Source organism: Streptococcus sp. 1343, assembly GCF_013277355.1.
GTDB lineage: Bacteria > Bacillota > Bacilli > Lactobacillales > Streptococcaceae > Streptococcus > Streptococcus pseudopneumoniae.
This window is the reverse complement of the sequence record NZ_VMMT01000012.1, coordinates 19,129-27,340: the sequence shown is the minus strand read 5'-3', so window position 1 is coordinate 27,340 and position 8,212 is coordinate 19,129. Positions and strand designations below refer to the sequence as shown.

The 8,212-nt window shown below is 39.5% G+C and carries 7 protein-coding genes and 4 pseudogenes; 6 read left to right on the top strand and 5 right to left on the bottom strand.

Annotation, left to right across the window (positions count from 1 at the left end; genetic code table 11):
* Nucleotides 1–375 (bottom strand): annotated as a pseudogene (locus HT709_RS01905) (IS630 transposase-related protein); the annotation flags it as partial.
* 39 nt (nucleotides 376–414) lie between these two features.
* Between HT709_RS01905 and HT709_RS01900 the strand changes: the two are divergent.
* The 4 genes and pseudogenes from HT709_RS01900 to HT709_RS01885 form a co-directional block, all read left to right on the top strand.
* Nucleotides 415–561 (top strand): annotated as a pseudogene (locus tag HT709_RS01900) (choline-binding protein A); the annotation flags it as partial.
* A gap of 260 nt (nucleotides 562–821) precedes the next feature.
* Nucleotides 822–1,079, top strand: a complete 258-nt coding sequence (locus tag HT709_RS01895) for an ATP-binding cassette domain-containing protein (RefSeq protein WP_000797621.1) — start codon at nucleotides 822–824, stop codon at nucleotides 1,077–1,079.
* A gap of 184 nt (nucleotides 1,080–1,263) precedes the next feature.
* Entirely contained in the window at nucleotides 1,264–1,638 is a 375-nt protein-coding gene (locus HT709_RS01890; protein ID WP_000781328.1) for a CidA/LrgA family protein, read from the top strand.
* Nucleotides 1,635–2,330 carry an LrgB family protein gene (locus tag HT709_RS01885; RefSeq protein WP_001288943.1) on the top strand — a complete coding sequence of 232 codons (696 nt, stop codon included), beginning with the start codon at nucleotides 1,635–1,637 and terminating at the stop codon, nucleotides 2,328–2,330. The genes HT709_RS01890 and HT709_RS01885 overlap by 4 nt, the downstream gene beginning before the upstream one ends.
* Nucleotides 2,331–2,545: 215 nt before the next feature.
* Here the strand turns inward: HT709_RS01885 and HT709_RS11645 are convergent.
* The 3 genes and pseudogenes from HT709_RS11645 to HT709_RS01875 all read right to left on the bottom strand — a co-directional run.
* Nucleotides 2,546–2,695: pseudogene (locus tag HT709_RS11645) on the bottom strand (IS630 family transposase); the annotation flags it as partial.
* 586 nt (nucleotides 2,696–3,281) lie between these two features.
* Nucleotides 3,282–4,481 carry an ABC transporter permease gene (locus tag HT709_RS01880; protein WP_100104193.1) on the bottom strand — a complete coding sequence of 400 codons (1,200 nt, stop codon included), beginning with the start codon at nucleotides 4,479–4,481 and terminating at the stop codon, nucleotides 3,282–3,284.
* Nucleotides 4,478–5,371 (bottom strand): ABC transporter ATP-binding protein, encoded by an 894-nt coding sequence (locus tag HT709_RS01875; protein WP_172925458.1) that lies wholly within the window; start codon nucleotides 5,369–5,371, stop codon nucleotides 4,478–4,480. Before HT709_RS01875 ends, HT709_RS01880 begins: the two co-directional genes overlap by 4 nt.
* A gap of 484 nt (nucleotides 5,372–5,855) precedes the next feature.
* Between HT709_RS01875 and HT709_RS01870 the strand changes: the two are divergent.
* Both HT709_RS01870 and HT709_RS01865 read left to right on the top strand, forming a co-directional pair.
* Nucleotides 5,856–6,137: pseudogene (locus HT709_RS01870) on the top strand (IS30 family transposase); the annotation flags it as partial.
* 400 nt (nucleotides 6,138–6,537) lie between these two features.
* Nucleotides 6,538–7,155 (top strand): TVP38/TMEM64 family protein, encoded by a 618-nt coding sequence (locus HT709_RS01865; protein WP_000076168.1) that lies wholly within the window; start codon nucleotides 6,538–6,540, stop codon nucleotides 7,153–7,155.
* 42 nt (nucleotides 7,156–7,197) lie between these two features.
* Here HT709_RS01865 and scrK read toward each other — a convergent pair whose 3' ends face one another.
* Nucleotides 7,198–8,085, bottom strand: coding sequence for a fructokinase ScrK (gene scrK / locus HT709_RS01860; protein WP_000164310.1), 888 nt, complete (start codon nucleotides 8,083–8,085; stop codon nucleotides 7,198–7,200).
* Between the last annotated feature and the right edge of the window lie 127 nt (nucleotides 8,086–8,212).

The window sequence follows — 8,212 nt, the reverse complement described above, 5'->3', positions numbered from 1 at the left end:
TTATCAAAAAAACTAAGAAACTCTGCGACTTTCTCTGGGGCTTGTTCCTTAAAGCTCGTCATCTTTTTTTGAAGTGACCTTCATCTGCTTTAAAGCTGCCCATACTGAAGGGACAGTACAATTAAAATGTGCCGCAATTTCCCGTAAAAAAGCATCTGGATAAGCCTCTACAAAGGATTTCAATTCCTCTAAAGGAATCTTTCGGTTTTTGACGACTCGCTTTTTCCTCTCTAAGTGTCCTTGTTCACGTAAGTTCTTTTCCCACATGAAGAGAGTTCTGACGCCAACATCAAAAACCTTGGCTGCCTCGACATAGCTGTGCCCCTCTTTGATGTAATCTAATGCTCGCTGTTTAAAATCTGTACTATATGCCATAGCTTTATTATAACATGCTTGTTTGAAACTAAGCAACTATATTACCTAAAAGACTCAGGTGCTATGTTAACAGGCTGGGTGAAAGATAGCGGATCTTGGTATTACCTTGCTTCAACTGGTAAGATGCTTCACAACACCTATACACCTGGTGGTTACTGTGTAGATACCGGTGGCGCTTGGAAATAATCTAAAGTATACATTTTATTCCTTCAGCTATTAGTGTACATGCTCAGACTAAATGTTATCAGAGCTACAAAAAAACTAGATAATAATACGAAAAGCGAATCGAAACAATGAATTCTGTTTTGTTCGCTTTTTGTTTCAATCTGTGTCATTACGATATTTTCATTTAATTGTATATCCCCCAAAAATTTACATTTTTATATGAAGTATTTTAGATAAAAGCAAACGCTAAATCATATACTCAAAAAACAGGTTTAGAACATTTGAAAAATCGAACGCTCAGCAATGATAGTCTGTCTGGTGGCGAGAAACAACGCCTAGAAATCGCTCGCGCCCTCTACCATGATAGCCAACTCATTTTAGCAGATGAGATTAAGGCCAATCTTGACTCGGAAAATAGCAGAAAAATTAGCGACTTGCTCTTCTCCCTACCTCAAACGGTCATTGAAGTCATTCACCACTACACAGAAGAGGACTTAAAAAACTACGACCAAGTCATTCACTTAAGCAGAGAAAAGTAGTATTCTTCGAAAATCGCTTCAAACTATGTCAGTTTGACCTACAAACCCAACACTTTACTTTGAGTAACATGCAGCTGACTTCCTAGTTTGTTCTTTAATTTTCATTATCCCTTGTTCATTTCCTTGAAATTTTCTGAAAAAAGAGTAAACTGGTATTCAAGAAGTCTATTTCGTGGAGTTTAGGATGAAATTATATGTTCAATTAATGATTCTCTTTGTGATTTCTCTAATCGGAGAGGGGATTTCCAGTTTCTTTCATTTGCCCATCCCAGGCAGTATTATCGGCTTGATTATTCTCTTTCTATCCCTACAATTCAAATGGTTGAGAACTAGGCATGTCAACATGGTGGGGAATTTCTTGCTAGCCAATATGACCATTCTCTTTTTGCCGCCAGCAGTAGGAATCATGGAAAAGTTTGATGTGATTGCTCCCTATCTCCTACCCATTGTTTTGATTGTCTTTTTTGCAGCAGTTGTCAATATTATCCTCATAGCCTTGGTAGTTCAGTTTATCAAACGACGGTTTGAGGGAGATTATGAGAAAGGAGATGCCAAATGAGTGAATTTGTTTCCAATCCCCTATTTGGGCTTGCCCTGTCTATCCTAGCTTATCTAGTGGGGATGTTGATTTACAGACGTTTTCCTCATCCATTGACAACGCCCCTGCTTTTGTCGGCTATTTTTATCATTATTTTTCTTAAGGTGACGGGTATTTCTTATCAAGATTACTACCAAGGTGGGGTTTATCTGAACAACTTGATTGTCCCGTCGACAGTGGCTTTGGGGATTCCGCTTTACAAGAGTTTTCATTTGATGAAGCACCATGCTCGGAGTATTCTCTTTGGTAGTCTGCTAGCAGTAGTTGTCAATACCTCTTTCACAGCCCTTGTGGCCAAAATCTTTGGTATGGACTTTTTCCTAGCCATTTCTCTCTTTCCCAAGTCAGTAACAACCGCCATGGCAGTGGGAATCACAGAAAAATTGCAAGGTCTGACGACCGTGACCTTGGTGGTAGTCGTGGCAACTGGGATTTTAACCAGTGTCATCGGACCAACCCTTTTGAAGTGGTTGAAAATTGACGACCCAGTAGCTGTTGGTCTTTCCCTTGGAGGAACAGGCCATGCAGTTGGAACAGGAACAGCCTTCCGATACGGCTCTGTAGCAGGAGCCATGGGTGGTTTGGCTATCGGTGTCACTGGTATTCTCTATGTCTTTGTCAGCCCCATCGTAGCTAGTTTGATATTGAGTTAATACTCTTCGAAAATCTCTTCAAACCGCGTCAACGTCCATCTGCAACCTCAAAACAGTATTTTGAGCTGACTTCGTCAGTTCTATCCACAACCTCAAAACACTGTTTTGAGCAGCCTGCGGCTAGTTTGCTCTTTGATTTTCATTGAGTATAAAAAGCAAGGAATTCGAGCAATCTCATTATGGTAGTGACATGGGGGTCTAACTTCTCATATTTATACATTTCTCCAATCAGTTAGTTGATTACAACCGAGATTTTCTATACTCTCCTTATAAGATTTTCGCATAAGATGAGACAGCACACGCTGAAGACGTCTATGTTATTTAGATTTAATGCAATCTTTTCAAAGAGTTTTGATAATCTATATTTCTTATTTAGTTTAGTTGATTTCATATCACTATACTATAATGCTTATCCAAATGATGACACTATCAAAACACCCTATTATTGGATGCTTACGAAACAGATTTTTATACTCTTCAAACCACGTCAGCTTGTCCTTAGTGTGTATACGTTACTGACTTGGTCAGTTCCTCAACTTCAAAACTATGTTTCGAGGAGCCTTCCGCTAACTTCCCAGTCTGATTTTCATTGAATATTAACGATACTTTATCACATAAAGAGGCTGGATGAAAAGTCTTCACAATCAAAAAACGCATCCTATCAAGTTGAGTCCTGATAGGATGCGTTTTTATATTATTGAAATTTTGTTACAGACCGATAAGAGTTCTATCATAATCAATAAATAAAGTGATGGGAAATAAGAATTGCACACCCTGGTTTTGGAATTCAAATCAATTTATAAGAATATTTTAGAAGTAATATTATCCTATTCCAGATTCAGTTCACTATACAATTGAGTTCTCAAGCAACCTGTTTACATAATGTGTACATAATTAGGTTCGTGATTCCACCCTTTTCACCTTTAAAAACCTCGCTTTCGCGAGGCTCTTCTATTTATAAGATAAGGCACGTTTAAAGGTTTTCCAAATCCCTAAATCATCCGTTTGAAGAACGAGACTAGCATACATGCGTCCGATAAATCCTGTTGCTACCACCGCAAAAATCACTGTAATAGCAAGTGAAATCCATGCTTCTGCTCCCCCCGCATAGCCATTAATCGTTCGAAACGGCATAAAGAAGGTCGAAATAAAGGGAATATATGAACCAATCTTCAAGAGGAGATTGTCTCCAGCTGTACCTAGAGCTGTCACTCCAAAAAAACCACCCATAATCAAAATCATCAAAGGCGACAAGGCTTTCCCTGAGTCCTCAGGACGAGAAACCATAGATCCTAGGAAGGCTGCCAATACTACGTACATGAAAAGACTAATCAAAATAAAGAGCAAGGTATTCAGTGAGATAGCATCTCCCAAGTGAACCAAAATACCAGACTGAGCCAAGAATGGCAAATCTTTAAAGAGCAAAACGGCAGCCAGACCACCTACAACATAGATCCCAATATGCGTTAAAATCACTAGAAACAGAGCCATCATCCGCGCATAGAAATAGTGACTTGCCCTTATGCTAGAAAAGACGACTTCCATAATTTTGGTGCCTTTTTCACTGGCAACTTCCTGAGCTGTTACACCCGCATAGGTAATCAGAATCATATAAAGAAAAAATCCTAAGGCACCTGCTGCAATTGTTTGAATAAGCTTTTTATTTTCCTTGGCTTCATCAATCTTTTCTGTGAATTGAATTGTCTGCGCTAAGCGTTTTTCCTGCTCTTGAGACAAGGAAGCAGTTGAACGATTAAGCTGATTTTGCAGTTCATTGAGTGTATCTGTAACTGCAAATTTAATTCCATTTTCAAGCGACGTTTCGCCATGATAAACTGCCTTCAAGACACTATCCTCTTGGTCAATAGTCAGATAGCCTTTTAATTTTTCATCTTTAATCGCTTCTTTGGCACTTGCTTCGTCTTTATAGTCAAAGTTAATACCATTTACATTCTTCAGTCCTTCTGCTACAGATGGCACTGTTGTCACTACTGCCACTTTATCATTTTTAGCCATTGAAGAGCCTTGGAGATAAGCAATTCCTCCAGAGATTCCTAAAAAGAGGAACGGTGAAATCACCATAAAGAAGAAACTCCACGATTTGACATGTCGAAGATAGGTTTCCTTGATTACAACCCACACATTTCTCATACTTCCACCCCTGATTCTAGTTTAAAGATTTCATCGATTGTTGGCGCTTGTTGGTCAAAGGTTGCGATATATTGCCCTTGAGTCAAGATTGGGAAGAGTTCTCTACCAGCACTCTCATCCTCCAAGATCAATTTCCAACTACCTTGTTTGGTCAAGCTCACCTGTTTGACATGAGGAAGGTTTTCCAATTCTCCCTTGCTTCGTTCACTTGAAACAAAGAGACGCGTTTTCCCGTATTGATTGCGGACATCCTGAACTGGTCCGTGCAAGACCACACGGCCATCTCGGATCATGAGAATATCGTCACAAAGTTCCTCAACATTGGTCATGACATGGTCAGAAAAGATAATGGTTGCTCCGCGCTCTTTTTCCTGAAAAATGACTTGTTTGAGCAATTCTGTATTAACTGGGTCCAATCCACTAAAAGGCTCATCCAAGATAATCAGGTCTGGTTCATGAATCAGAGTAATAATGAGCTGAATCTTCTGCTGATTTCCTTTTGACAGACTCTTGATTTTATCTGTCAGCTTTCCTTTTACTTCCAACCTCTTCATCCATTGAGGGAGTTTTTCTTTGACTTCTTTGGCATCCATGCCTTTTAGAGTCGCCAAGTAGCGAACTTGTTCAAGAACTGTCAATTTAGGCATGAGACTGCGTTCTTCAGGCAGATAACCAATCCGAGCATAGGTCTCCTGACGAATATCCTGACCATCCAGACCGATTTCTCCCTGATATTCTAGGAATTTTAAAATACTATGGAAAATCGCTGTTTTTCCAGCACCATTTTTTCCGACTAGTCCCAAAATACGACCTGGTCGCGCTTGAAAGTCAATACCAAACAAAACTTGCTTGGATCCAAAACTTTTCTCTAGACTTCTTACTTCTAGCATCTTTCACCTCCGAAATTTCTTGCACTCATTATACTCCTTTTTGATAGCCTTTACAATGTTTTTTGTCCATTTTTAGAAGACTATTGCTGTGTAAAATATGGCCTGGAGCACTTTTATACTCAATAAAAATCAAAGAGCAAACTAGGAAGCTAGCCGTAGACTGCTCAAAGTACAGCTTTGAGGTTGNNAACTGACGAAGTCAGTAACTATATCTACGGCAAGGCGAAGCTGACGTGGTTTGAAGAGATTTTCGAAGAGTATTAGTGATAAATCCATTATACAGTAGCAAACTTAATTTATACCTTCCGCTCCTCAACTGTCTATTTTTAATCCTGAATTGTTATTTGAGTAACTCCTTTTTCCTCATAAAGTTTTCTTCCTCTAAAACTTCTGGAAAAAAGCGAATAGTTTCAGACAACATTTTTATAAGAAACAAGTTCATCTGTCATTTCAAGAAGGAGTAATCCTTTATCTACTAATGGACGGAACGGAATTCAACCGCTTGTCTGATGTGTTTTCTAAGGAACATATCTACTATGCACATCCCTATACCTCTTGGGAAAGGGGAACTAATGAGAATCACAACAGGCTCATTCGTAGATGGTTACCTAAGGGAACTAAGAAAACAACTCCCAAAGAAGTCGCATTCATCGAAAATTGGATGAACAACTATCCTAAAAAATGCTTGAACTACAAGTCGCTCAGAGAAAACTTCTTGATGACTAACTTGAACTTGAAATTTAGCAATAATTCATTCACCATCTAACTATATTTAGTAATTATTTCAGAACTGATTAATATTAAAATTAACTAACGATTCAAAGGATTCATACTAGACATAAATTACATCCATCAGAGAGACTCTTATTATTTTTAGATTTTAGCTTTTCTAGCTTCAGAATACATCTAAACTTTAGAGAAGATGACTATTCGAAAGCTCGAATGCCTCAAAATTATCTCAGATAAGCTATTCGAAACTTAGAATACTTGTAAATTTATGGAATTACGATTATTCTAAACTTAGAATGCATATAACCTTTAGTTGACAGACCTGTTCTAAGTCTCGAAGGCCTGTATTCCCATCTATTTCTCATCAAAAACACTCTTTCCCCCTTTCTCCTCCAAAATATGGTATAGTAGAAATATACTATCTATGAGGAGTTTACATGTCACAGGATAAACAAATGAAAGCTGTTTCTCCCCTTCTACAGCAAGTTATCAATATCTCATCGATTGTCGGTGGGGTTGGGAGTTTGATTTTCTGTATTTGGGCTTATCAGGCTGGGATTTTACAGTCCAAGGAAACCCTCTCTGCCTTTATCCAGCAGGCAGGCATCTGGGGTCCACCTCTCTTTATCTTTTTACAGATTTTACAAACGGTCGTCCCTATCATTCCTGGAGCCTTGACATCGGTTGCTGGGGTCTTTATCTACGGCCACATCATCGGTACGATCTACAACTATATCGGCATCGTGATTGGCTGTGCCATTATCTTTTATCTGGTGCGCCTCTATGGGGCTGCCTTTGTCCAGTCTGTCGTCAGCAAGCGCACCTATGACAAGTATATCGGCTGGTTGGATAAGGGCAATCGTTTTGACCGTTTCTTTATCTTTATGATGATTTGGCCCATTAGTCCAGCTGACTTTCTCTGTATGCTGGCTGCCCTGACCAAGATGAGTTTCAAGCGCTATATGACCATCATCATTCTGACCAAGCCCTTTACTCTCGTGGTTTATACCTACGGTCTGACCTATATTATCGACTTTTTCTGGCAAATGCTTTGACACTTAAAAAATCCGTTTGGTTTCCCAAGCGGATTTTGTGCTTTATTTTGAAACTTCTTTTGCAAGGACAAAGTTCCCAAGAGTAGCAGAACCATTTCCTGCGACTGCTGGCGTCACGATGTAATCACGCACATCAGGTACTGGTAGGTAACCATTGAGAAGAGATGTAAATTTCTCACGGACACGGTCCAGCATGTGTTGTTGAGCCATGACTCCTCCACCAAAGACAATCACGTCTGGGCGGAAAGTCACTGTCGCATTGACCGCAGCTTGAGCGATATAGTAGGCTTGGACATCCCAAACAGGGTTATTGAGTTCAATATTTTCCCCACGTACACCTGTACGAGCTTCCAAACTTGGACCAGCTGCATAGCCTTCCAAACATCCCTTATGGAAAGGACAAACACCCTTAAACTCTTTTTCAATATCCATTGGGTGTCTAGCCACATAGTAATGACCCATTTCAGGATGACCCACACCGCCGATAAACTCACCACGTTGGATGACACCTGCACCGATACCTGTACCGATTGTGTAGTAAACCAAGTTTTCGATACGACCACCAGCATTATTACGGGCAACCACTTCACCATAGGCAGAGCTGTTTACGTCTGTAGTGAAGTACATTGGCACGTTTAGGGCGCGACGAAGGGCACCAAGCAAGTCCACATTTGCCCAGTTTGGTTTTGGAGTCGTTGTGATAAAGCCATAAGTTTTTGAGTTTTTGTCAATATCAATCGGACCAAATGAACCGACTGCAAGACCAGCAAGGTTGTCGAATTTTGAGAAGAACTCAATGGTTTTATCGATTGTTTCGATTGGAGTTGTTGTTGGAAATTGTGTTTTTTCTACAACGTTAAAGTTTTCATCACCGACAGCACAGACAAACTTTGTACCGCCCGCTTCCAAGCTTCCATATAATTTTGTCATGATAAACCTCTTGTTTTTATTTTCTTTATTATAGCATATTTCGAAAGTCTAAATTTCTCTATTTTTTAGATTTTCCTCTGTAAATCTTACCATTCAAGCAAAAACGAACAAACATGTCATTTGTTCG